The organism is Chromobacterium sp. CCUG 76385 (assembly GCF_059916625.1).
Genome location: NZ_JAUCGU010000004.1, coordinates 35,141 through 55,165 on the forward strand (window position 1 = coordinate 35,141; position 20,025 = coordinate 55,165).

Here is a 20,025-nt window from a genome sequence, read left to right on the forward strand (position 1 = left end):
CACCTGAGTCGGAAGGAGAAGGGTTCAGGTGTAGACCCGATGGGGCATCGGCCAGGCGAAACGGACAATGGATTCCAGAAATATCTGGAGCACAACCATGTCCCTGACCGAGCAACCCGTTGCGTTGATCACCTTGCTGGCCGCCTTGTCATTGCTGCCGCTGCTGGTGGTGATGGGCACATCTTTTCTGAAGCTGTCCGTGGTATTCGCCTTGCTGCGCAATGCGCTGGGCGTCCAGCAGATTCCTCCCAATATCGCCTTGTATGGGCTGGCGCTGATCTTGTCGCTGTTCATCATGACGCCGGTGGGCATGGCGGTGCAGGACCGGCTGGCCGCCTCGCCGGCTGAGCCGCAAGCCAGCCTGTTGTCCCGGCTGTCGGACAATACGCTAGACCCGTATCGCCAGTTTTTGAAAAAACACACCGCTCCGGCGCAGCTGCGCTTCTTCCGCGACGCGGCGCGCAAGAACTGGCCAGACGACATCCGCGCCCGCGTCAGCGACGACTCCCTATTGCTGCTGATGCCGGCCTTCGCGGTGAGCCAGCTGATTGAAGCATTCAAGATCGGCCTGCTGCTGTTCCTGCCGTTCATCGCCATCGACCTCATCGTCTCCAATGTGCTGCTGGCCATGGGGATGATGATGGTGTCGCCGATGACCATCTCCATGCCTTTCAAACTGCTGGTTTTTGTGCTGGTGGGCGGCTGGGACCGTTTGCTGGGGCAGCTCTTGCTGTCTTATCGCTGAGGAACGCGCCATGGGACAGGCGGAAATCGTGCAATTGGCCAGCGAGTTGTTGTGGCTGGTGCTGATGCTGTCGTTGCCGGTGGTGCTGGTGGCGTCGGTGGTGGGGGTGCTGGTGGGCCTGGTGCAGGCGCTGACCCAGATCCAGGACCAGACCGTGTCCTTTGTCATCAAGCTGGTGGCCGCTTGCGTCACGCTGGCGCTGACCTACCACTGGATGGGCGAGGCGCTGCTGGCCTATGCCATACGCAGCTTTGATCTGATCTCGCGCATGGGGAGTTAGGCATGGACGAGCTGAATCGCTGGTGGCCGCTGCTGGGCGTGGCGATGATGCGTCCGTTGGGGGCGATGCTGCTGCTGCCCTTGTTTGGCTCGTCCATGCTGGGGGGCACGCTCACGCGCAATGCGCTGGCGCTGATGGCCACGCTGCCCATATTGCCGCTGTTGTCGCCGCTGGCGCTGCCCGATCCCATGCAGGCGCCGGCGGCCTATGCGCTCATCCTGGCCAGCGAGCTGGCGCTGGGGCTGATGCTGGGCTTTTCCGCCGCCATTCCGTTTTGGGCGCTGGACATGGCCGGTTTTGTATTGGACACCATGCGCGGGGCGTCTATGGCCGGCGTCTTCAATCCTCTGATGGGCGGGCAATCGTCGCCGCTGGGCGGGCTGTTTTCGCAGATGGCGGCGGTGCTGTTCATGGCCTTGGGCGGCTTCCATGCTTTTCTCTCCACGCTTTACGCGTCCTACCATACGCTGCCGCCGGGCCTGGGCTGGCATTGGGCGGGCCAGTTCATCCCCATGCTGCGGCGCGAATGGCACACGCTGTACACGCTGACGCTGGGCTTCGCCATGCCGGCGATGGTGATGATGGTGCTGATAGACCTGGCGCTGGGTTTGATCAATCGCTCGGTGCAGCAGCTGAATGTGTTTACGCTGTCCATGCCGATCAAGAGCGCCGCCACCCTGCTGATGCTGATCATCGGCTTGCAGTTTGGCTTGTCCGATGTGTTGGCGCGTTTCGAGCACTTTGATGGCGGACTGATCCGCATGCTGGAATCGGCGCCATGAGCGAGAAGACCGAAAAGCCCACGGCCAAACGCCTGCGCGATGCGCGCGACGAAGGGCAAGTGGCCAAGAGCCAGGAGGTGAACGCCGTGGTGCAACTGGGGCTGATCCTGCTATGGCTGGGCGCGGAAGGGCATGCGCAGTACGCGGGGCTGGCCGGTTTCATCCATGGCTGCATCGATGCGGTCAATCTGCCGCTGGAAAGCGCCATGGCTCAGCTGACGGGCCAATTTGCCGAGCTGTGCCTGCGCTTCGTGTTCGGTTTGGCGGGATTGCTGGCATTGGCGCTGACGCTGACCGGGCTGATCCAGTCCGGCTTCCTGTTTGCTCCCAAGGCCATCCAGCCGTCGGCGCAGCGCATCAATCCGCTGTCCAACGCCAAGCAGATGGTGTCGCTGATGAAGCTGTTCGAACTCTGCAAGATGCTGCTGAAGGTGGGCGTGCTGGGCGTGACTTTTGCCTACTTGATAGAGCGTTACGCCGCGTCGTTCGCGCACCTGCCGCAGGCGGGCCTGGCGGCCGGGCTGGCGGTGTGCGCGCAGATGGCGCAGTGGATGTGGGCCATCCTGCTGGCGGTGACGGCGGTATTCGCCGTGGCCGATTACGCCATGCAGCATTACCAGTTGCGCAAGCAGCTGATGATGTCGCACGAAGACATCAAACAGGAGTTCAAGAATTCCGAGGGCAGCCCGGAGGTCAAGCAGCGCCGGCGCGAAATGCATCGCGAGGTGCAAAGCGGCAGCCTGGCCGGCAAGGTGGCCAAGTCGTCGGTGGTGGTGCGCAATCCGACCCATATCGCCGTCTGCCTGCGCTACGAAGAGGGCGAGACCCCCTTGCCGCAGGTGCTGGAGTACGGCCGCGACGCGCTGGCGCTGCATATCGTCAGCCTGGCCGAGAAACAAGGCATTCCCGTAGTGGAGAACGTGCCGCTCGCGCGCGCGCTGTTAGCCTCCACCCGGCCTGGCGATTACATACCGGAGCCTTTGTTCGCCGCAGTGGCCCAGGTGCTGAGCCTGGTCATGGATGCGATGGAGGATGACAATGAAGCTTAGTCGAATCCCGCGGCTCAGACTGGCGCTGCTGTGCTTGGCCTTATGCGGCCTAAGCAGGACGGCTGCCGCTGAGGGCTTGCAGTGGTACGTCGTCCCGCCTGGCGCCGATGGGCCTTCCGCCATGGCGCCGCCGCCAGCGTCCTCGAAGGCGATGCCAGCGCCCGCTTCCGCCACTGGAGCGGAGGGGAAGTCCTTGCGCTATGGCGAGCTGATCGACGACGTGGCGCAGCGCCACGCCCTGGATCCGCTGTTGGTGCACGCGGTGGTGGAAACGGAGTCGGCCTATCGGCCGCAGGCGGTGTCGGACAAGGGCGCCATCGGACTGATGCAAGTGATGCCGGCAACCGGCATGCGCTTCGGCCAGCGCGCGCTGACCGAGCCGCGCGCCAATCTGGAAGCCGGCGCCGCCTACCTCAGCTGGCTGCTGCGCCGTTTCGATGGCCGCCTGGAATTGGCGCTGGCCGGTTATAACGCAGGAGAGGGCGCCGTGGCGCGCTATGGCAACGCCGTGCCGCCGTATGAGGAAACCCAGGAATATGTGCGAAAAGTGATGGCGCGCTATGCCCGCTTGCGCGGCGGCGCCAGCCGTGGTGTCCCGGCATCGGCCATGCCTGACGCCGCCGTGACGGCTGCCCGGCGTGTGGGCAAGCCGAAGGGCGCTATGGGCGGCGTGGGCGATATGGGACAATTGTGGCGCATCTTCACCGGCGGCTCGAATGCCGGCGGAGCGAACGGAACCTGATGAGAGACCCTATGCCGAATCTGCCCTGGCGCTCGTCGCTGCCATTCCGTCTGGCCCTGGTGCTGGGCGGGGCCATCGCGTTGTTCTGGCTGCTCAGCGCCAGCGCCGTGCTGTATCTGGATTTCAAGGAAACCCGCGAGGCCCTGGCGCACAAGGTGGAGGCCATGACCCGCAACGTGGGGGAGCAGCAGAGCGCAGAGTTGAGAAGCGCGGCGCGCGACGTGATGACGCTATTCAATTCCTGGCGAACGCTGGACGACAAGACGCAACGCGGCGACAAGAATTACCTGGTGACGCACTATGTCCTGCTCGATGAGACGCGCAGCGATCCGCCTGCCCAGGTGCGGCGCGCCATGGATTTCGTCGAGTCCTACGGCAGCAGCGGAGTGGGCAAGTTCGTCGATACCTTTGTCGTGCTGGATAGCGGCATCGTGATTTCCAGCGCCAACAGCTCGCGCCGCGAAACCGCCCGCCACCTGGAAGATTTGTACAAGCTGCGCGATTTGCCGCCGCGCGCCGGCCTGGTGTGGGGGCGTCCTTATCAGGGCCTTGACGGCGGATGGCAGGTGGCCATCGCCGCGCGCGATCCTGCGACCGGCGCCATGGTGGGGGTGACGGTGCATCTTTCGCTGCGCTTTGCCCTGGAGTGGCTGAGCAAGACCGATGACGGCGCCCTGATCTGGCTGGGCGACGATGGCTGGCCGTTCGCACCGCTGCCGGCCATCGCGCCGACAGGCTTGATAGAGCAGCTGCCGGCCTGCAAGAAGCCGTTCATCCAGAGCATGCAGGGAGTCAGCATCATTTGCGTCAACGTCGAGCCTACCGGCTGGCGTCTGATCGAGATCTATCCAACGGAGCGCATCACCCAGCGGGCGCTGGCGGAGCTGCCCAAGCATCTGCCGGTGGCCTTGCTGTCTTTGCTGGGGCTGGTGGTTTTGCTGTATGTCGTGCTGCAGCGCAGCCTGGGGCGCATGCTGTCCAATATCGTGCACATCATCAGTCCGCAAGAGGCGGTGAGCAAGCAGCAGCGTCTGCCAGAGGAAAGGCAGGACGAACTGGGGCAGATCGCCCACGCCTACAACCGGCTGCTGGACGCGGTGCAAGCGCAATACGCCGAGCTGGAAGCCAAGGTGGAGGAGCGCACCGCGGAGTTGAACGAAGCGCGTTGCCGCGCCGAGCGGGCCAATGCCCATAAAAGCGAGCAGCTCACCAACATCAGCCATGAGATCCGCACGCCGCTGAACGGCATCGTCGGCGCGCTGAGGCTGCTGGGGCGCACCGAGTGCGACGCCAATCAGCACGATCTGGTCGATACCGCGCTCAAGTGTTCCGGCCATCTGCTGGAAATCATCAACAATCTGTTGGATTTTTCGCGGATCGAGTCCGGGCAGATGGTGGTGACACCTTCGGTGCAAGACCCGCTGGTGTTGATCGACCAGGCCATGTTGACGGTGCAGCTGCCGGCGCAGGATAAGGGCCTGGCGCTGCGCTGTCAGGTGGATTCGAGCTTTCCGTCCCAGTTTCTGACCGATGGCCTGCGCCTGCGGCAAATCCTGATCAATCTGCTCGGCAATGCCGTTAAATTCACCCGCGAAGGCTGCGTGACCTTGTCGGCCTGGAGCGCCGAGGGCCGGGTCTGTTTCAGCGTGCGCGACAGCGGGCCGGGCATTCCGCCGGAAAAATACGCGGAGGTCTTCATCGCCTTCCGCCAGTTGGAAGGCTTTGTAGCGGGCAGTGGTCTGGGGCTGCCCATCGCGCGCAGCCTGGCTCAGCTGTTGGGCGGCGATTTGCGGCTGATCCCGGTTGAAAGCGGCGCCTGCTTTCAACTGGAGCTGCCGCTGGGCGAAGCGAGTCCGGGACGGGCGGCGGACTGCGGCCCCATCGCGGCACCGGAGCGTTTGCATCCGCAGCTGCGCGCCTGGGGCTATGCGCCGCACGCCGGCGAAAACCCAGCCTTGGACGCGCCGGAGCTGGCTTTCCTGCCTGCCCGGCTGCGCCAGCATCTTGAGCCGGACCGCACCCCCGACATCAGTCTGAGGGAGGAGGCATTGCCGGTGTCGCCATGGTCGCTGAACGTGCTGCTCGTCGACGATGTCGACACCAACCGCGACATCGTCGGCCGCATGGTGCGCCAGCAGGGGCATAGAGTGTGGGAGGCGGCGTCCGGCGAGGACGCCCTGGCCCTGGGGCGCGCCCATGTGTTCGATCTGGTGCTGATGGATATGCGCATGCCGGGCCTGTCCGGCGGCGAAACGGTTGCGCTATGGCGGGATGAGGCCAGCGGCATGCTGGACCCGGATTGCCCCATCGTCGCCCTTACCGCCAATGCCCAGCCCGGCGAGCGCGAGCGGCTGCTGGGGGCCGGCTTCGACGAATACCTGACCAAGCCGGTATCGCCGGAAATGTTGGCGCGGGCCTTGGACTTTGCCGCCGATCAGCAACTGGCCCGCGGCATGGAGCTGGAGCCTAATTCCGGCAGCGAACAGCCGCTGTTGGGCAAGGATCCGGCGCTGTTGTCGCGCCTGGCGGCCGATCTGCGCGAATATTATCGACGTCTGGGCCTGGCGATGGAGGCGCGGGACGAGGCCGAGTGCCGGATGCTGCTGCACACGCTCAAGGGCCTGGCCGGCCAGGCGGGGCTCGATCTGCTGCGTGAGGCGGCGGAGCACTGGGAGGCCTTGTTGAACCAGGGCGACGCCGTGTCGCCTGGCGCATGGGAAGTGCTCGGCCGCCTGATCGAGAGCGAGCTCGGCGCCGATTGAGCGCGCGCCGCGCCGGCCGCATCAGTATTCCAGCACCCCCAGCCGGCGCGCCCAATTGCTCAACTCCGCGGCATTGTGCGCATCCAGCTTGCGCATCAGGTTCAGCCGGTGCGTCTCCACGGTTTTCAGGCTGATGGACAGCAGCTCGGCGATATCGCGGTTGCGGCGGCCTTCGGCCACCAGCTTCAGCACCTGGCGCTCGCGCAGGGTCAGCGGCGTGTCGCCGGGAATGGGCGCGCGTTCCGCCGCGTCCAGCGTTTCCAGCTTCAGCGCCGGGTCGATATAGCTCTTGCCCAGCGCCGCGTGCTGCAGCGCGGCCAGCAGCACCTGCTGCGGGCTTTGCTTCAGCACATAGGCCAGGGCGCCGGCCGACAGCGCGGCCCTGCCGCGATGTTCTTCTGCGGAAGCCGTGACCACCACGATGCGCAACGCTTCCCAGCGGCGGCGCAACTGATGGATCACGTCGATGCCGTCCATGCCAGGCAGGCCCAGGTCCAGCAGCACCATGTCAGGGGCCAGGCGCTGGCAGGCCTCATACACCGCCAGTCCATCGGAAACGGTGCCGACCACCTCGTAACGCGGCTGGCTGGCCAGCAGGTTGCGGATGCCGTCTATCAGCAAGGCATGGTCTTCGACGATCAGAACGCGAAGCGCCGAGGCGGAAGCTAGAGTCATCACCGTCAATCCTTTTATTGTTCATTGTCGAATGATTATAAGCGCATTTCAGGTGTGCACCTGATGCGCGGATGCGCCGCCCCCCGGCAGCATAGGCGACATGAACAGAACACTTGATCCCGCCGCCGCCCTGCATTGGCTGGCCGCGCGCCTGGCCCGCCCGCAGTGGTCGCTTGCCGATACCGTCGTGACCGGGCAATTGGGCGAGCGCGCCGCGCGCGCCCGCCGCTTCGACACCGGATTGACGGTGGCGCTGACGCTGGACCGCCCGCCGCTGCAGGCGGCAAGCGCTTGCCTGTTGCTGGCCGCCACGCCGGAAGCCGGCGATGACGCGCTGTATCTGTCTGGCGACAAGCTGTGGCTGCTGCGGCGGTATCCGGTGGCATTGACCGAAGTGGAACTGGACTTGCTGTTCAAGCAGCAGCAGGCGATGGCCGCGCTGCTGGCTGCGCGGGAACGCGCCGCCCCCGTTCCGCTGCCTATTGCCGGGAGGTATGCATGAAAGCCCTGATTCTGATTGCCGCCGCGCTGGCGTCCGCCAGCGCGGGCGCCCAGCCCATTCCCTGGCGCGGGCAGCCTTTCTTTGTGTCCAGCCGCAATACGCCGCTGGCCTCGGTGCTGAAGGACCTGGGCGCCAATTACGGTTTGCCGGTGGTGGTCAGCCCCAAGATCACCGAGGCCTACGCCGGAGCCTTGCGCGACCAGCCCAAGGGAAAGGCGCTGGCCGAGCTGTCCAGGCTGTATCAGCTGCTGCCTTATTACGATGGCAATTCGCTGTATGTCTACAAGGCTCAGGAGGTGGACCAGGCATTGCTGGCGCCGGCCTATGTCGGCGCGGACCAGTTGTCGCGGCTGATCGGGCAGAGCGGGCTGCTGGATGGCCCGGCCTGCCGGCTGCATCCGGTGGGCGCGTCCAATTCGCTGCAAGTCAGCGGCGTGCCGGTGTGCCTGACCCGGGTGAGCGCGCTGGCCAAGCAGCTGGACGAGCAGAATCTCAATCAGGAGCAGAACAAGGAAACGGTGGCCATCTACCCCCTCAAGTATGCCAGCGCCGCGGATACCAGTTATTCCTACCGCAGCCAGACGGTGACGGTGCCGGGCGTGGTGTCGGTGCTGCGGGAGATGGCGCAGGGCAGGGCATTGCCGCTGCCGGACAACAAGACGCCGGCGCCGGCCGATGCCAGCGGCTTGCCGACTTTTTCCGCCGATACGCGGCAGAACGCGGTGCTGATCCGCGACCGCCGCAAAAACATGAATCTGTATGCCGACCTGATTCCCAAGCTGGACCAGCGTCCGACGCTGGTGGAAATCTCGGTGGCCATCATCGACGTGGACGCGGCCGACATCAACGAGCTGGGCATAGACTGGTCCGCGTCGGCCCGCATCGGCGGCGGCACGGTGAACTTCAATACTGACGGCGGCCTGGCTTCGGACAGCTTCTCCTCGCTGGTGTCCAACTCCGGCAACTTCATGTTGCGCCTGTCGGCGCTGGAGCAGAAGTCCAAGGCCAAGATCGTGTCCCGTCCGTCGGTGGTGACGCTGGACAATGTCCAGGCGGTGCTGGACCGCAGCATCACTTTCTACACCAAGCTGGTCAGCGAGAAGAACGCCAAGCTGGAGTCGGTGACCGCCGGGGCGCTGATGCGCGTCACGCCGCGCCTGATTCATGAAACCGATGGCGACAAGGTGCTGCTGACGCTGAACATCCAGGATGGCCGGCAGGACAAGCCGATCAGCCGCGCCGAACCGCTGCCGCAGGTGCAAAACGCCGAAATCGCCACCCAGGCCACGCTGAATCTGGGCCAGGGCTTGTTGCTGGGCGGCTTTGTCCAGGACGAGAACATCGAAGGCGTGCGCAAGATTCCGCTGCTGGGCGATCTGCCGCTGATTGGCGGGCTGTTCCGCAGCACCACCAAGAGCGAGCGCAATGTCGTGCGCCTGTTCCTGATCAAGGCCGAGCCGCGGAAGTTGTGAGGTTGTCATGGAAGCTGCATTCAAACTCAAATTGCTGAACGGCCCTTTGGCGGGGCGAGAGCTTTTCCTGCCCGAAGGCGCGTTCACCGTAGGCGCTGGCGACAGTGATCTGTCGCTGCCGCTGGAAGGCGGGGGAACGGCGACGCTGGAGGTTTCGGCCGACGCGGTCATGCTGTCCAGTCCGGCCGCGTGCTGGGTGGACGGCCGGCGCTGCGCGCCAGGTCCCTTGCCGCAGCGGCGGGCCGTCGATCTGGCCGGCGTGCATCTGGTGCTGGGTCCGGCCGACGGCGAGCTGGGCAGCCCGCCGGTGCCGCCGCGCGGCGGCGCGCATCGCCGCGCGGCCGCGGTGCTGCTGGCCGCGTTGGCCTTGGCCGCCGCGCTGGGGTGGACGCTGACGCCGGCCGCGCCGGCGCCGCCGCCGGCCCCGCGCGCTTGGCTGCCGCAGGCGCTGCGCGCCGAACCCGGATTGACGGCGCGCTGGCTGGGCAACGATGTGCTTGAGCTGACCGGCCGCTGCCGCGACAGCAGCCAGTTGCTGACGCTGACCGCGAGATTGCGCGCGGCCGGCGTCCGTCTGCGGCAGGAAACCGTGTGCGACGACGAGCTGCGGCTTTCGGTGCGTGCGCTGATGGCGAGCTATGGCTACCCCGATGCGACGGTGACGCTGGATGCGGCGGGCCATGCCGACATCGACGGCCCGGTGGCGGGCGATACCGCCGCGCTGGCGGCCGCGCTGGATAAGCTGCCGGGGCTGGCCGGCTGGCGCCTGTCCGACCGAGGCGCCGATGAGCTGGCCGCCTTGTTGCCGAGGCTGAAGGCCGCCGGCTTGCTCGCCGGCCTCAGCGCCGCGCGCGGAGAACAGGGCTGGTTGCTGTCCGGCCAATTGGACGAGGCCCGCCAGGCGCGGCTGGCGGCGTTTCTGCAAACCGTCAATGCCGAGCCGGGCCGGACGCTGCCGCTGCGTTTCGTCGGCGCGGCCAGCCGCGCCAAGGCGGCCGACTATCTGCCTGCCGCCATGGCCGGCGTGGGCGGCAACGCCGAGGCGCCATACCTGCAGCTGGCCAACGGCATGCGCCTGCTGCCGGGCAGTCCGGTGCGGCAGGGCTTGCGCGTGGCGGCGATAGACGCCGACGGCGTATCGCTGGCCGGCGCGCGTGAACTGATATTCCTTCCTTTGCACAGTTGAGGCTAGACATGCACACCCTGACCGAACTGGAAGACCGCCTGGCCGCCGATGCGTCCGGCCATCAGCGCCGGGCCTTGCTCGACGCCTTGAACGCGACGGTGATGGCGCTGGGACGGGCGCAGCGCGAGCCGCAGAGCGCGGAGCGCTACGCCAGCCTGGAGCGGCAGCGTCTGGCCGCCCTGGCGGCGATGCGGGTGGTGGATACGGTATGGAGCCGCTTGCACTCGTAGCGAGTTTCATTTTCCCCAATTCAGGTGATGACCTGATGGGGTCATGGCCGGCCCCGCGTGATGATGGTCCCACCAAGTCAACCAAGGAGTGCGCGATGTTCAGTCTGCACATCATCCTCGCCCCGCAAGCCGGCGCGTTGCGCTTGGACGGGAACGACACCGCCGCGGAGCGGCCTGGCTTGTGGCTGATGGCGGGCGGCGCGGCGTTCGAGTTGCCGGCCTCCGCCCGTTGCTACAGTTTTCCCGCTTCTTGTCTGCAGCCGGTTTATCGGGAAATGCAGCCTCTGCTCGCCGACCATGGCGGTTGCGCGGCGCCGAACACGCCGTACGCGGTGCCGGCGGATGAGGGCCTGCTGCATGCGGTGGCGCAACTGGCCGACGTCGACGACGAGACCATGCTGCGTTTCGTCCTGGCGTATTGCCTGGCCATCGATGGCGAACGCTGCGCCGCGCTGCTGCGTTATCTGGTGGCGGCCGACATCGACCTTTTCGATTTCATCCACCGTCACCGTCTGGAGCCCTGGCCCATCGCGCGTTACGCCGATGCGCTGGGTCTGCCGCCGCGCAAGTTCAACCAATTGTTCAAGGAAAAGTTTGGCATGTCCGCCAAGCACTGGCTGCTCGCGCAGCGCCTGGAGCATGCGCGCGGCTTGCTGGAGACCACCACCAAAAAGGTGATCGATGTGGCGCTTGAATCGGGATTTTGCAATGCCGCGCATTTTTCCGACAGCTTCCGCCGCCATTTTCAGATGTCGCCCAGCGATGTCCGCCGCGAATCCCTGCCGCTCACGCTGGCGCCGTCGCTGCTGTTCTGAAGGAGATTCACATGAACATCGACTCGCTTGTCGCCCAGATGGGCAGCCAGGTCACCCGCTCCGCCAACGACGCGGAAGCGGCGATGAACGCCAATGTGCAGAACGATCCGCAAGCCATGCTGAAGTCGCAATACGCGCTGCAGCAGTATTCGGTGATGATCGGCTACGAGAGCTCGGTCATGAAGGCGGTCAAGGACATGATGATGGGCATCATTTCCAAAATCGGCTAAGCGCGCCAGTTGAATCAGGAGCAGACCCATGAATGCCTCACACCCCATCGCGCGCACCATCGTCGAGGCCGGCTTCGCCGCCGTCAATCACGGCTTGCGCGCCGAAATGCACGACATCCTGGCCGCGCTGCCGGACTGGCTGGACGATGCCGACCAGCTGGCGCGCTGCGAAGCCCTGCTGCTGTTTGGCCTGGGCCGCCATAGCGCCGCCGCGGCCAAGCTCGCCGGCCTGCCGGATGACGATTGCGCCCCGCTGCGCGCCTTGCTGAAGTCTTCCTCAAAGGAGTCCGGATCATGACTATCGAAGCCATCACCCATGCCCTGGCCGCCATCGCTCCCCTGGGCGAGGCCGAGCCGGCTCAGCCCAGCCTGTCGGCGCAGCAACGCTTCGCGGAACTCTTGAACAACCCCAAGGCCGCCGACGAGCCCGGCGCCTTGTTCGCCGCGCAAAGCGCGTTCAATGAACTGGCCGTCGGCACCGAACTGACGGCCAAGGTGGCCGGATCGCTGACCCAGTCGATCAACAAGCTGGTGAACATGCAATGAAAACCTCGCCATGGGTCCTGCTGTTGCTCGCCTTGCCGCTGTTGGCCGGCTGCAAGAGCGAGCTGTACAGCAAGCTGGACGAAACCGAGGCCAATCAGATGCTGGCCCTGCTCATCTACAACAAGATACCGGCGGATAAACAGGTGGGCAAGGACGGCGTCTCGCTGCGGGTGGAAGAGGACCGCTTCGTCGACGCCGTCGAGGTGCTGCGCCAGAACGGCCTGCCCAAGCGCAAGACGGTGACCATGCAGAACCTGTTTCCCAGCGGGCAGCTGGTGTCCTCTCCCGCCCAGGAGGAGGCCAAGCTCAACTATCTCAAGAGCCAGCAGCTGGAGAAGATGCTGGGCAGCATGGACGGCGTGATCACGGCCGAGGTGTCGGTGGCCGAGCCGCGCGCCGTCGATGGCGAGGCGCCTGCGCCGTCATCCGCCGCGGTGTTCATCAAGTACAGCCCGGAGATCAACCTGCCGGCGCGCGAGGCGGAAATCCGCGCCTTGGTGCGCGACGGCATCCCGGGGCTGGCGCCGGATCGCATCACGCTGACGCTGCAGCGCGCCGAATACCGCTACCTGCCGCCGGCGCCCGTCGCGCGGCAGACGCCATGGCCGGCCATCGCCGCGGCCGGCGGGACCGCGCTGCTGGGCGTGTGCGCCGCCGTGGCGATGTGGCGGCGCCGTCGGCCGGGAGCCGCCGCATGAACCCGGCGCGGCGGCGCTTGTATGCGCTATGGCATCAGCCCGGACAAGAAATGGATGCCGGCTGGTGGGCGGCGCTGGATCTTGCCTCCTGGCGCGAGCCTTACGCGCAGCAGCCCTTGCTGCGTCCGCCGCTGGACGATTTGATCGCACGCCGGCTGGGGCAGGCTGGCGCGGCGCCGCCGCTGTCCGCGCTCGCAGAGCCACTGCTGGCCGATGAGCCGCGTCGCGAGGCCTTGCGCATGGCCTTGGGACTTTGGGCATTGCGCTGCCCCGACTACGTCTTGCTCAAACCGTACCGCGAGGCGCTATCCAGCAGGCTGGACGGCAGGGCGCTAGCGCAGTTGCAGGCATTGCTGCCATTGGAAGGAGCGCGCGCCGATCTGACGCCGGCCATGCTGCCGGCCCGGGCCTGCGAGATCGGCGCCGCCTGGCTGGCGGATGCTGCGGCCCCGGCGCTGCGTCTGTGCAGGCTGCTGTGGCCGCCATCTGCCTTATTGGCGCCGCCGCAGCCCGTGGAGCCGGTGCTGCAGAAGCTGTTGAGGTGGTTATGAACAATCCGCTGAATCTGGCCGTGGCCACGCTGCCCGGCCCGCTGCCGGCAGGCTGCGTGATCCGCGCCGCGGAATTGGAGACGCGGCGGGATCTGGCCGGCGAATTGGAGTTGCTGCGTGCCGCCGCGCGCGAGGATGCCGAGGCGCTCCGCCGCCAGGCTCAGGCAGAGCTGGCGCAGGCGCGACGCGAAGCCGAAGCCTTGCGCCAGGCCGCCAGGCAAGATGCCGCCGCCATCCGCCGCCAGGCGCGCGATGAGGCCGTGGACGAAGCCGTGCAATGGCTGTGCTGCGAACAGGACATGGAGCAATTGATCGCCCGCGAGCTGGCGCAGCGCTGGCGGACGCTCACCGCCCGCGTACTGGAGGAGGTGCTGGGGCAAAGCGACCAGAACCAGCTGTTGCTGCGCCGAGTGGAGCGCAAGGTGGCCGAATTACTGCCGCGCGGCCGCGTCACGCTGTGCGTGGCGCCCTCTGCGCTGGCCGCGGCCGCCCGCGTCTGGGCAAGCGCGCCGGAAGTCAAGGTGATGGCCGATTCCGGCCTGGCGTCCGGTCAGGCCAGACTGGACAACGGGCTGGTGCGCATCCATCTGGACGAACCCGCGCATCAGGCCAGGGTATTGCAACAATTGGCGGGAGTGCCGGAGAGGGTAGCGCATGCTTAGACTGGATCAGATCAGCCCCGGCGGCGCGCTGGGCAATGTCGAAGACAATCTGGCGACGGCGCGTCAAGACCGCGCCGCGCCAACCGAGTCGGTGCTGGCGCAGGCGCAGGCGGAATTGCTGGAATTTGAAAGCGACGCGCTGGCGGAAACCCAGGAAGACCTGAGCTTCGCCCTGGGCGGCAGGCTGCGCGACACCAAGCGCGGGTCGGCCGGGCAGGACAATGTGCGTGGCAGGGTACTGATGCAGAAACTGGTGGCGGAATTGGCCGCGGTGGAGGCGGCGGACTTGGACAGCTTGCTGTCCGGCCCGCAGGACTGGCTGCGCGCGCCGCAACTGCTGGTAGCCTTGCAGTCGCAAACGCCGGACCCCGGCCGCGCCGCCTTGCAGCTTGCGGCATGGCTGGCGCGGGGCAAACCGGACCCGCGGCTGCGCCGTCGATTGGAGGAGGCGCTGGCCAGCCTGGCCGAGGACGATACGCTGGCGCTTTCGCTGTTCGGCGCGCTGGAGTACGGCGCGCCCACGCCGGCGCTGCGCCAGGAATTGGCCCGCCTTTACCATCGCGCCAGCGCGCCCAAGCAGAAGCTGTCGCAATGGCTGGAAGCGCTGGGCGAGCGCGAAGGGCGGCAGCGCAAGCTGCGCGTCATGCTGCGGGTGCTGTCCTATGAACTATCGGCTAGCGGGCAGCCTATCGTCGGCAGCCATCTCGCCGCCGTCATCGGCGATCTCAAGCAACTGCTGCGCATTCTCGGGCTGGAAGCGCACTGCGACCAGGCCGCCGCAGCCCTGGCCATGGCGGAGCTGCGCGGCGAGACCTTGCTGGCCAGCGTGGTGACGCTGGTGGAGCAGGTCTGGGTCAATGCCGACAGCGTGGCCGAAGCGCTGCCGCCGCTGCCGGACGCGCAACGCTATCGCGTCGCCCATGCTTTGGGGCGTTTGGTGCAGCTGCTGGCGGACGATTGCTTTGGCGACGCCGAGCAGAAAAAACAGCTGGAAGACGCGATTGCCGAGCTGCGGGACCGCAGCCTGGATTGAGAGTTTGAACAGTTGACCGAGGCCGGTTGAACGGCCGTGGCTGAGCCAAGGCGGTGCTCGGTCAACTCTTTCCCGCGCAAAAGGCTGACGCGCCTGGGAGATGTCGCTTGCCTGCCCAAATTGGAAAAGGCCGGATGCCCTTCAACGCGATTGATTGCATTGGGGCTTCCGGCCAGACTAGGCGGGCGGCCTTTTGTCCGGGCTCAGAACGGTAACCGGAACCGGATACGAGCAAGTTTTTCTTCAAACTTATGATTTAATTGGGAAAAATATTAATGGATAGAGGAATGTGTAAAGATCACCTAGTGTAAAGTATTTGTCGATCGACTAGCTGTGCTCAGCTTGGCGAAAGGCCCTCTTCTGACACTTAGCACAACCTAGAAGGCTGTTCATCAGCCAAAGCGGTCCGTCACCCCATTAGTCCTGAGCGTCTACTCAGCCACATACCGGCCATTTCTCTGTCTCCGGCACCGAGCGTCGGCTTCCTGCAACGGAGAGAGCGATCTCTCGACCCTGACCGGTCTTTCATAGTCGCGGCTAGTTAACGTCCACATTGGTCACAGTAGATGCCGATGTTTTACTCACCCCCAGACTCACTGATGCTCTCTTGGTGCAGATTCCGGTGAATCTGGCCGGCTGTGCCGGTAGTAGCTGGCCATTGCTAGCCACTAGTGCTGATGGTGGCCGCCAGTGCATGTGAAGTTCGGTCATATGCGGAACTCCACATAAAGCGAACTGCTGCCTTGCCTTCAGCTCTGGCGACCGATCGTTGGCCAGAGTGGTAGTGCAGTTTTTTGACCGAAATTTCAGCAGTTCTCAGAAAAACAGCCCTTCGGGAGGCAGGCGTGCTGTGTGGTATCTCGGAGCAAATCAGGGGCTTGCAATCACGCGGATGTCCACATTTGCAATGTCACGCACATACATATAGCTGGTACCAAGAACTGTCATAACGCTATTGAAGCGCCCCGGTTTTCGCGGAGGCTGTTTTGTGTGAGTCAGACCAGCACGGCCTGCTCACTCAGACTGCGATAGTAGTGTGCTTCTGCCTCCGCCGGTGGAATGTAACCGATCGGCGCCAGCAAGCGGTGGTGATTAAACCACGCCACCCATTCCAGCGTCGCCAGCTCCACCGCTTCCAGGCTCTTCCACGGTCCGCGCCGATGGATGACCTCTGCCTTGTACAAGCCATTGATCGTCTCGGCCAACGCGTTGTCGTAGCTATCGCCCGTGCTGCCAACCGAGGGCTTGATGCCTGCTTCGGCCAGCCGTTCGCTGTAGCGAATCGAGACGTATTGCGAGCCGCGATCGCTGTGGTGGATCAAAGCGTCGCGACTCGGCTGCCGCGCCCACAGCGCTTGCTCCAGCGCGTCGAGCACAAACCCGGTGTGCATGCTGCGGCTGACGCGCCAGCCCACGATAAAGCGGGCGAAGACGTCGACGACGAAAGCGACGTAGACGAAACCCTGCCAGGTCGACACATAGGGGTAAGTAGGCCAGGGGAGTTTCACCCCCAGCCCCTCGCAGAACCGGACGTGAGCCTCTCGACTCATCCGGCTCCCATCATCCAACCGTAGGTAAGCATCCCATTTCCCAGTGCACGAAGGCAGTCGGGAACCGACGCGCAAGTCGCCCAAGAGCGCGTATTGCTCGCGTTTTATGGCGAGCAAGCGTCTTGTACTTGCGCATCATCCAGCGCGCCAGATAGCCATTCATGTGTTTCCAGATCGCCGACATCGCCGATCCATGGAAGCGGCCGTAGTACTGCTGCCATCCCCTCAGGACCGGATTGAACATTGCAGCCAGATCGTGCAGTTCGCGGTCGCACATCAGTTGGACATGCCAGCCTCGGATGGTCTGCCGCATTGCTTTGAGGGCATCGCGGCTGACCGCCGGCGCAAAGTTCACGTAGACCCGCTGATGCTTGTCTACCGCTTTGCGCGGCCGGAAGGTATATCCGAGGAAGGTGAACTGCACGTCCGGATGGGCTGCCGGTCGATTGACGTCCTTGCAGTAGACGATCCTTGTCTTGCCCGGATGCAATTCAAGCCCGCACTCGCGGAACCACGCACCTATCCTGTCTAACGCCAGTTTGGCTTGCGCCAAGCTCTTGCAGTGGACCACCCCATCATCGGCGTAGCGGCAGAACCGCACGCTCTTGAGATTCCGGGTGACCCAGACATCGAAGGCGTAGTGTAGGAACAGGTTGGCCAGCAACGGGCTCACGACACCGCCTTGTGGCGTGCCGCGCGTCCGTTCCAGGCGTTCTCCGGCTGCAGTCTGCATTGGCGCTTTCAGCCAACGCTCCACATACAGGAGCACCCACGAGGTCTGGCAGTGCTTCTTGAGCGCGCGCAGGAGTAGATCATGATCGATGTTGTCAAAGAGACCTTTGATATCAAATTCCACAACCCAGTCGTAGTCCCAGCAGCGCCGCCGCACCAAGGCAATCGCATCGTGGGCAGAGCGCCCAGGACGATAGCCATAGGAATTCGGATGGAACATCGGATCGATTTTCGGCTCCAGTAGGAGCTTAACCGCCGTCTGCGCCACCCGATCAGCTACGGTGGGAACTCCCAACATGCGCATACCACCTGACTTCTTTGGAATCGGAACCCCTTTGACCGGCGGCGGGAAATAGCTACCGGAGCAGAGTCGATTCCAGAGTTTGTACAGGTTGTCGCCCAAGCGGCTCTCGAATTGCTCAATCGACTCGCGGTCGACGCCTGCGGCGCCGCCGTTCGCCTTAACACATTGAAATGCTTTCCAGATTAACGCTTTCGGAATGTCAAACGGTTTGGTCATGAGGTCGTGCTCCTCCTGCTTGTGCAGTTGACACCACCGCTGACCAGGATGACGCAGCCCCTTCGCTCCACCGCCATTACAGCGGCCTCAACACTACTACGAGCTGCTCCGCCCCTTGATGGCGCATCGCTATTATCGGCCTTGCCTTTCGGGCTTGCGCCTTTCGCTTGGCATCGCCATCGAAGGTTCCCGCAGTTCAACGTAAGAGCCCGAATCAGGCTGACGCTGCCTCTATGCCGGACACCGACGGGACCGTAAGCAGGTATCGTCCCGACTGATCGCGGGGCAACATCACTCCCCGGTTTTGATGTCATCTGAGTACTTTCGACACTTGAGCGGCAGTTCACGGTTGTTCGTCTTCCATAATCCATACCTGACGTCTTTGACGACGCCTTTTCCATGACGCTCACGACCGGGGCTTTTGACCCAAGCCGCTCATGGTGGTTTGCCACCCGCTCCTGCAAGCCGATGGCGAGGGGCCATACCCTCATCTCTTACGCCGCTTGCTGCGGCACACTGAAGTCCGAGACCCAGAGTTGGTTTGGCCGCTCCGCGACAAACTGCCGATTGACCCGGTCTAGCGGACACGCTGCCGCCGGATCGGGACGAGTGGTGCGAACCGCCTTGCCGCGGCGGACGCCACGCAAGCCGAGCTGCCGCATCAGTCGCTCGACGGTGCAGCGCGCCACGGCGATGTGTTCGCGCCGAAGCTGACGCCAAACCTTGTCGGCGCCGTACACCTGCTGATTAACCTGCCAGACACGCTTGATCTCAACGCTTAATCTGTCGTCACGCTGGGTTCGAGGGCTGCGCAAGGCAGGATCTCGCTGCCGGGCGACGTAGCGGCGATAGGCGGACGGGGCGACCTGCAAGATGCGGCAAATCGGCTCGACCCCAAGGCGCTCACGGTGCGCGTCGATGAAAGCTCTCACGACTTGAAGCGGCGGTCGAGCTCCGCCTGCGCGAAAAATGCGCTGGCCAGCCGCAGGATCTCGTTGGCTTTCTTCAGTTCGCGCACTTCGCGCTCGAGTGCTTTGACGCGTGCGGCTTCGGTGCCCGCCGGGCCATCGCCCTGGCCGGCATTGCGCTCTTGCTGGCGTATCCAGCGGCGCAGCGTTTCGGCGGTGCAGCCGATCTTGGCGGCAATAGAAACAATCGCGGCCCACTGCGATTCGTACTGATCCTTGGCGTCAAAGACCATGCGCACAGCGCGCTCGCGGACTTCTGGGGAAAACTTGGTGGATTTGCTCATGGCTCCATTCTCTCAAGTGAGGGAGCCTCCGCGAAACCCGGGGCGCTTCAGTACGCGTCGATCAGGAAGTTGGCCAACTCGCGTTTGCGGGTCGGCCTCACAGCTTTTTTTGGATGACTTCCTGCAGCATCTGCTTGTCCAGGCTCAGGTCGGCGACCATGCGCTTGAGACGGGCGTTCTCTTCTTCTAGTTGTTTCAGGCGGCGCAATTCGCTGACACCCAGGCCGCCGTATTTCTTCTTCCAGTTGTAGAAGGTGGCTTCGGAGACACCCATCTTGCGGCAGACCTCGGCGACGGTGGTGCCGGACTCGGCCTGGCGCAACGCGAAGGCAATCTGTTCTTCGGTGAACTTCGATTTTTTCATGACAAATCTCCTGCCCGAATGGGCTTAAATTTGCCAGAAATCTCTACTTTTCGCGGCTACGTTTTTGCGGGAGGAGGTCAGGGCTGGGGGGGTATAGAGGGATGGGTTTGTCAAAATTGAATCAGATCCGCTAACTAGACTGCATATCCATGTCGTGCCAAATGGATTTAAAGCACGTGGTTCAAAGGCGGCTGACTTGTCATCTATGCATGCAACAGAACAAACAGAAGCTAAAATATGTAAACAAGAACAAATTATTTTGTAAAAGTTCACGCATTTGTTAACATAATGCCATAAGTGTAAATTTTATGTGTTTTTGAGCGTAAATTTGTAATTGATAACATGCCAAATAAAAGTCTTGTAAGTTCTTCGCATGAATAGCGATTTGTCATTGCAGTTGATGTCTCAGATGGTCTGGATGGCGTTGGCCATTGCGGGGCCGATTCTGCTTTTCAGCCTGGTTGTCGGGGTGTTGGTTAGCGTGATCCAGGTTGTGACGCAGATCCAGGATGCCTCTCTCGCCTTTGTGCCCAAACTGCTAGCGGTTTTCGCCGCTTTGCTGATGTTTGGGCCATGGATGTTGAAGTCGCTGGTGAATTATGCCGTCAGCGTGATCGGCAGCATCCCTTCTCTGTTTTGAATTCTGT

At 64.0% G+C, this 20,025-nt stretch carries 21 protein-coding genes, 3 pseudogenes and 1 other annotated feature; of the genes and pseudogenes, 19 read left to right on the plus strand and 5 right to left on the minus strand.

What is annotated here, in order from left to right:
* Nucleotides 1–97 precede the first annotated feature (97 nt).
* The 6 genes from sctR to QUG01_RS04815 all read left to right on the plus strand — a co-directional run bounded on the left by sctR (nucleotide 98) and on the right by QUG01_RS04815 (nucleotide 6,360).
* Entirely contained in the window at nucleotides 98–745 is a 648-nt protein-coding gene (gene sctR, locus QUG01_RS04790) for a type III secretion system export apparatus subunit SctR (RefSeq protein ID WP_043627572.1), read from the plus strand.
* Nucleotides 746–755: 10 nt separating this feature from the next.
* On the plus strand, nucleotides 756–1,025 hold the full coding sequence (gene sctS / locus QUG01_RS04795) for a type III secretion system export apparatus subunit SctS (protein ID WP_500829124.1): 270 nt from the start codon (nucleotides 756–758) through the stop codon (nucleotides 1,023–1,025).
* Between the two features lie 2 nt (nucleotides 1,026–1,027).
* Nucleotides 1,028–1,807: a type III secretion system export apparatus subunit SctT gene (sctT, locus tag QUG01_RS04800; RefSeq protein WP_106077201.1), complete on the plus strand. Its 780-nt coding sequence runs from the start codon at nucleotides 1,028–1,030 to the stop codon at nucleotides 1,805–1,807.
* Entirely contained in the window at nucleotides 1,804–2,856 is a 1,053-nt protein-coding gene (locus QUG01_RS04805; RefSeq protein ID WP_500829125.1) for an EscU/YscU/HrcU family type III secretion system export apparatus switch protein, read from the plus strand. Before sctT ends, QUG01_RS04805 begins: the two co-directional genes overlap by 4 nt.
* A 151-nt stretch (nucleotides 2,857–3,007) precedes the next feature.
* Nucleotides 3,008–3,598 (plus strand): lytic transglycosylase domain-containing protein, encoded by a 591-nt coding sequence (locus QUG01_RS04810; RefSeq protein WP_500829126.1) that lies wholly within the window; start codon nucleotides 3,008–3,010, stop codon nucleotides 3,596–3,598.
* Nucleotides 3,598–6,360, plus strand: a complete 2,763-nt coding sequence (locus tag QUG01_RS04815) for a two component system sensor kinase (RefSeq protein ID WP_500829127.1) — start codon at nucleotides 3,598–3,600, stop codon at nucleotides 6,358–6,360. Before QUG01_RS04810 ends, QUG01_RS04815 begins: the two co-directional genes overlap by 1 nt.
* Before the next feature lie 21 nt (nucleotides 6,361–6,381).
* On the opposite strand, the gene QUG01_RS04820 is transcribed toward QUG01_RS04815, so the two are convergent.
* Nucleotides 6,382–7,035, minus strand: coding sequence for a two component system response regulator (locus QUG01_RS04820; RefSeq protein WP_043627564.1), 654 nt, complete (start codon nucleotides 7,033–7,035; stop codon nucleotides 6,382–6,384).
* Nucleotides 7,036–7,135: 100 nt separating this feature from the next.
* On the opposite strand from QUG01_RS04820, the gene QUG01_RS04825 reads away from it, so the two are divergent.
* The 12 genes from QUG01_RS04825 to QUG01_RS04880 all read left to right on the plus strand — a co-directional run bounded on the left by QUG01_RS04825 (nucleotide 7,136) and on the right by QUG01_RS04880 (nucleotide 14,960).
* Complete coding sequence (locus QUG01_RS04825) at nucleotides 7,136–7,537, plus strand: hypothetical protein (protein WP_500829128.1); 402 nt, start codon at nucleotides 7,136–7,138, stop codon at nucleotides 7,535–7,537.
* Entirely contained in the window at nucleotides 7,534–9,009 is a 1,476-nt protein-coding gene (locus QUG01_RS04830; protein ID WP_500829129.1) for an EscC/YscC/HrcC family type III secretion system outer membrane ring protein, read from the plus strand. The genes QUG01_RS04825 and QUG01_RS04830 overlap by 4 nt, the downstream gene beginning before the upstream one ends.
* A gap of 7 nt (nucleotides 9,010–9,016) precedes the next feature.
* Nucleotides 9,017–10,195: a type III secretion system inner membrane ring subunit SctD gene (sctD, locus tag QUG01_RS04835; RefSeq protein ID WP_500829130.1), complete on the plus strand. Its 1,179-nt coding sequence runs from the start codon at nucleotides 9,017–9,019 to the stop codon at nucleotides 10,193–10,195.
* A gap of 8 nt (nucleotides 10,196–10,203) precedes the next feature.
* Nucleotides 10,204–10,425 carry an EscE/YscE/SsaE family type III secretion system needle protein co-chaperone gene (locus QUG01_RS04840; protein WP_500829131.1) on the plus strand — a complete coding sequence of 74 codons (222 nt, stop codon included), beginning with the start codon at nucleotides 10,204–10,206 and terminating at the stop codon, nucleotides 10,423–10,425.
* A 95-nt stretch (nucleotides 10,426–10,520) separates the two neighbouring features.
* Nucleotides 10,521–11,240, plus strand: coding sequence for a helix-turn-helix domain-containing protein (locus tag QUG01_RS04845; RefSeq protein ID WP_500829132.1), 720 nt, complete (start codon nucleotides 10,521–10,523; stop codon nucleotides 11,238–11,240).
* An 11-nt stretch (nucleotides 11,241–11,251) separates the two neighbouring features.
* Nucleotides 11,252–11,470 carry a type III secretion system needle filament subunit SctF gene (gene sctF / locus QUG01_RS04850; RefSeq protein WP_043627551.1) on the plus strand — a complete coding sequence of 73 codons (219 nt, stop codon included), beginning with the start codon at nucleotides 11,252–11,254 and terminating at the stop codon, nucleotides 11,468–11,470.
* A 28-nt stretch (nucleotides 11,471–11,498) separates the two neighbouring features.
* Entirely contained in the window at nucleotides 11,499–11,768 is a 270-nt protein-coding gene (locus QUG01_RS04855; protein ID WP_106077197.1) for an EscG/YscG/SsaH family type III secretion system needle protein co-chaperone, read from the plus strand.
* Nucleotides 11,765–12,016 (plus strand): type III secretion system inner rod subunit SctI, encoded by a 252-nt coding sequence (sctI, locus tag QUG01_RS04860; protein WP_043627547.1) that lies wholly within the window; start codon nucleotides 11,765–11,767, stop codon nucleotides 12,014–12,016. The genes QUG01_RS04855 and sctI overlap by 4 nt, the downstream gene beginning before the upstream one ends.
* Complete coding sequence (gene sctJ / locus QUG01_RS04865; protein ID WP_345909981.1) at nucleotides 12,013–12,714, plus strand: type III secretion system inner membrane ring lipoprotein SctJ; 702 nt, start codon at nucleotides 12,013–12,015, stop codon at nucleotides 12,712–12,714. Before sctI ends, sctJ begins: the two co-directional genes overlap by 4 nt.
* Nucleotides 12,711–13,265, plus strand: a complete 555-nt coding sequence (locus QUG01_RS04870; RefSeq protein ID WP_500829133.1) for a type III secretion system domain-containing protein — start codon at nucleotides 12,711–12,713, stop codon at nucleotides 13,263–13,265. The genes sctJ and QUG01_RS04870 overlap by 4 nt, the downstream gene beginning before the upstream one ends.
* The gene (locus QUG01_RS04875; RefSeq protein ID WP_500829134.1) at nucleotides 13,262–13,927 is read left to right on the plus strand and encodes a hypothetical protein; all 666 of its coding nucleotides are present in this window, start codon (nucleotides 13,262–13,264) and stop codon (nucleotides 13,925–13,927) included. Before QUG01_RS04870 ends, QUG01_RS04875 begins: the two co-directional genes overlap by 4 nt.
* The gene (locus QUG01_RS04880; protein WP_500829135.1) at nucleotides 13,920–14,960 is read left to right on the plus strand and encodes an HrpJ domain-containing protein; all 1,041 of its coding nucleotides are present in this window, start codon (nucleotides 13,920–13,922) and stop codon (nucleotides 14,958–14,960) included. Before QUG01_RS04875 ends, QUG01_RS04880 begins: the two co-directional genes overlap by 8 nt.
* A gap of 995 nt (nucleotides 14,961–15,955) precedes the next feature.
* Here QUG01_RS04880 and QUG01_RS04885 read toward each other — a convergent pair.
* The 4 genes and pseudogenes from QUG01_RS04885 to QUG01_RS04900 form a co-directional block, all read right to left on the minus strand.
* Nucleotides 15,956–16,447, minus strand: a pseudogene (locus tag QUG01_RS04885) (IS3 family transposase); the annotation flags it as partial.
* A gap of 73 nt (nucleotides 16,448–16,520) precedes the next feature.
* The gene (gene ltrA / locus QUG01_RS04890) at nucleotides 16,521–17,762 is read right to left on the minus strand and encodes a group II intron reverse transcriptase/maturase (protein WP_500829136.1); all 1,242 of its coding nucleotides are present in this window, start codon (nucleotides 17,760–17,762) and stop codon (nucleotides 16,521–16,523) included.
* Between the two features lie 515 nt (nucleotides 17,763–18,277).
* A pseudogene (locus QUG01_RS04895) lies at nucleotides 18,278–19,014 on the minus strand (IS3 family transposase); the annotation flags it as partial.
* Nucleotides 18,620–18,736, minus strand: a sequence feature (AL1L pseudoknot). It overlaps the preceding pseudogene by 117 nt.
* 50 nt (nucleotides 19,015–19,064) lie before the next feature.
* Nucleotides 19,065–19,378, minus strand: a pseudogene (locus tag QUG01_RS04900) (transposase); the annotation flags it as partial.
* Nucleotides 19,379–19,751: 373 nt separating this feature from the next.
* On the opposite strand from QUG01_RS04900, the gene fliQ reads away from it, so the two are divergent.
* Nucleotides 19,752–20,018 (plus strand): flagellar biosynthesis protein FliQ, encoded by a 267-nt coding sequence (gene fliQ, locus QUG01_RS04905; RefSeq protein ID WP_500829137.1) that lies wholly within the window; start codon nucleotides 19,752–19,754, stop codon nucleotides 20,016–20,018.
* Nucleotides 20,019–20,025: the final 7 nt, after the last annotated feature.

Excerpts from the sequence above, each read along its gene's own strand:
- sctR (WP_043627572.1), top strand. The coding sequence starts at position 98 with ATGTCCCTGACCGAGCAACCCGTTGCGTTGATCACCTTGCTGGCCGCC.
- sctS (WP_500829124.1), top strand. The coding sequence starts at position 756 with ATGGGACAGGCGGAAATCGTGCAATTGGCCAGCGAGTTGTTGTGGCTG.
- sctT (WP_106077201.1), top strand. The coding sequence starts at position 1,028 with ATGGACGAGCTGAATCGCTGGTGGCCGCTGCTGGGCGTGGCGATGATG.
- QUG01_RS04805 (WP_500829125.1), top strand. The coding sequence starts at position 1,804 with ATGAGCGAGAAGACCGAAAAGCCCACGGCCAAACGCCTGCGCGATGCG.
- QUG01_RS04810 (WP_500829126.1), top strand. The coding sequence starts at position 3,008 with ATGCCAGCGCCCGCTTCCGCCACTGGAGCGGAGGGGAAGTCCTTGCGC.
- QUG01_RS04815 (WP_500829127.1), top strand. The coding sequence starts at position 3,598 with ATGAGAGACCCTATGCCGAATCTGCCCTGGCGCTCGTCGCTGCCATTC.
- QUG01_RS04820 (WP_043627564.1), bottom strand. The coding sequence starts at position 7,035 with ATGACTCTAGCTTCCGCCTCGGCGCTTCGCGTTCTGATCGTCGAAGAC.
- QUG01_RS04825 (WP_500829128.1), top strand. The coding sequence starts at position 7,136 with ATGAACAGAACACTTGATCCCGCCGCCGCCCTGCATTGGCTGGCCGCG.
- QUG01_RS04830 (WP_500829129.1), top strand. The coding sequence starts at position 7,534 with ATGAAAGCCCTGATTCTGATTGCCGCCGCGCTGGCGTCCGCCAGCGCG.
- sctD (WP_500829130.1), top strand. The coding sequence starts at position 9,017 with ATGGAAGCTGCATTCAAACTCAAATTGCTGAACGGCCCTTTGGCGGGG.
- QUG01_RS04840 (WP_500829131.1), top strand. The coding sequence starts at position 10,204 with ATGCACACCCTGACCGAACTGGAAGACCGCCTGGCCGCCGATGCGTCC.
- QUG01_RS04845 (WP_500829132.1), top strand. The coding sequence starts at position 10,521 with ATGTTCAGTCTGCACATCATCCTCGCCCCGCAAGCCGGCGCGTTGCGC.
- sctF (WP_043627551.1), top strand. The coding sequence starts at position 11,252 with ATGAACATCGACTCGCTTGTCGCCCAGATGGGCAGCCAGGTCACCCGC.
- QUG01_RS04855 (WP_106077197.1), top strand. The coding sequence starts at position 11,499 with ATGAATGCCTCACACCCCATCGCGCGCACCATCGTCGAGGCCGGCTTC.
- sctI (WP_043627547.1), top strand. The coding sequence starts at position 11,765 with ATGACTATCGAAGCCATCACCCATGCCCTGGCCGCCATCGCTCCCCTG.
- sctJ (WP_345909981.1), top strand. The coding sequence starts at position 12,013 with ATGAAAACCTCGCCATGGGTCCTGCTGTTGCTCGCCTTGCCGCTGTTG.
- QUG01_RS04870 (WP_500829133.1), top strand. The coding sequence starts at position 12,711 with ATGAACCCGGCGCGGCGGCGCTTGTATGCGCTATGGCATCAGCCCGGA.
- QUG01_RS04875 (WP_500829134.1), top strand. The coding sequence starts at position 13,262 with ATGAACAATCCGCTGAATCTGGCCGTGGCCACGCTGCCCGGCCCGCTG.
- QUG01_RS04880 (WP_500829135.1), top strand. The coding sequence starts at position 13,920 with ATGCTTAGACTGGATCAGATCAGCCCCGGCGGCGCGCTGGGCAATGTC.
- ltrA (WP_500829136.1), bottom strand. The coding sequence starts at position 17,762 with ATGACCAAACCGTTTGACATTCCGAAAGCGTTAATCTGGAAAGCATTT.
- fliQ (WP_500829137.1), top strand. The coding sequence starts at position 19,752 with ATGAATAGCGATTTGTCATTGCAGTTGATGTCTCAGATGGTCTGGATG.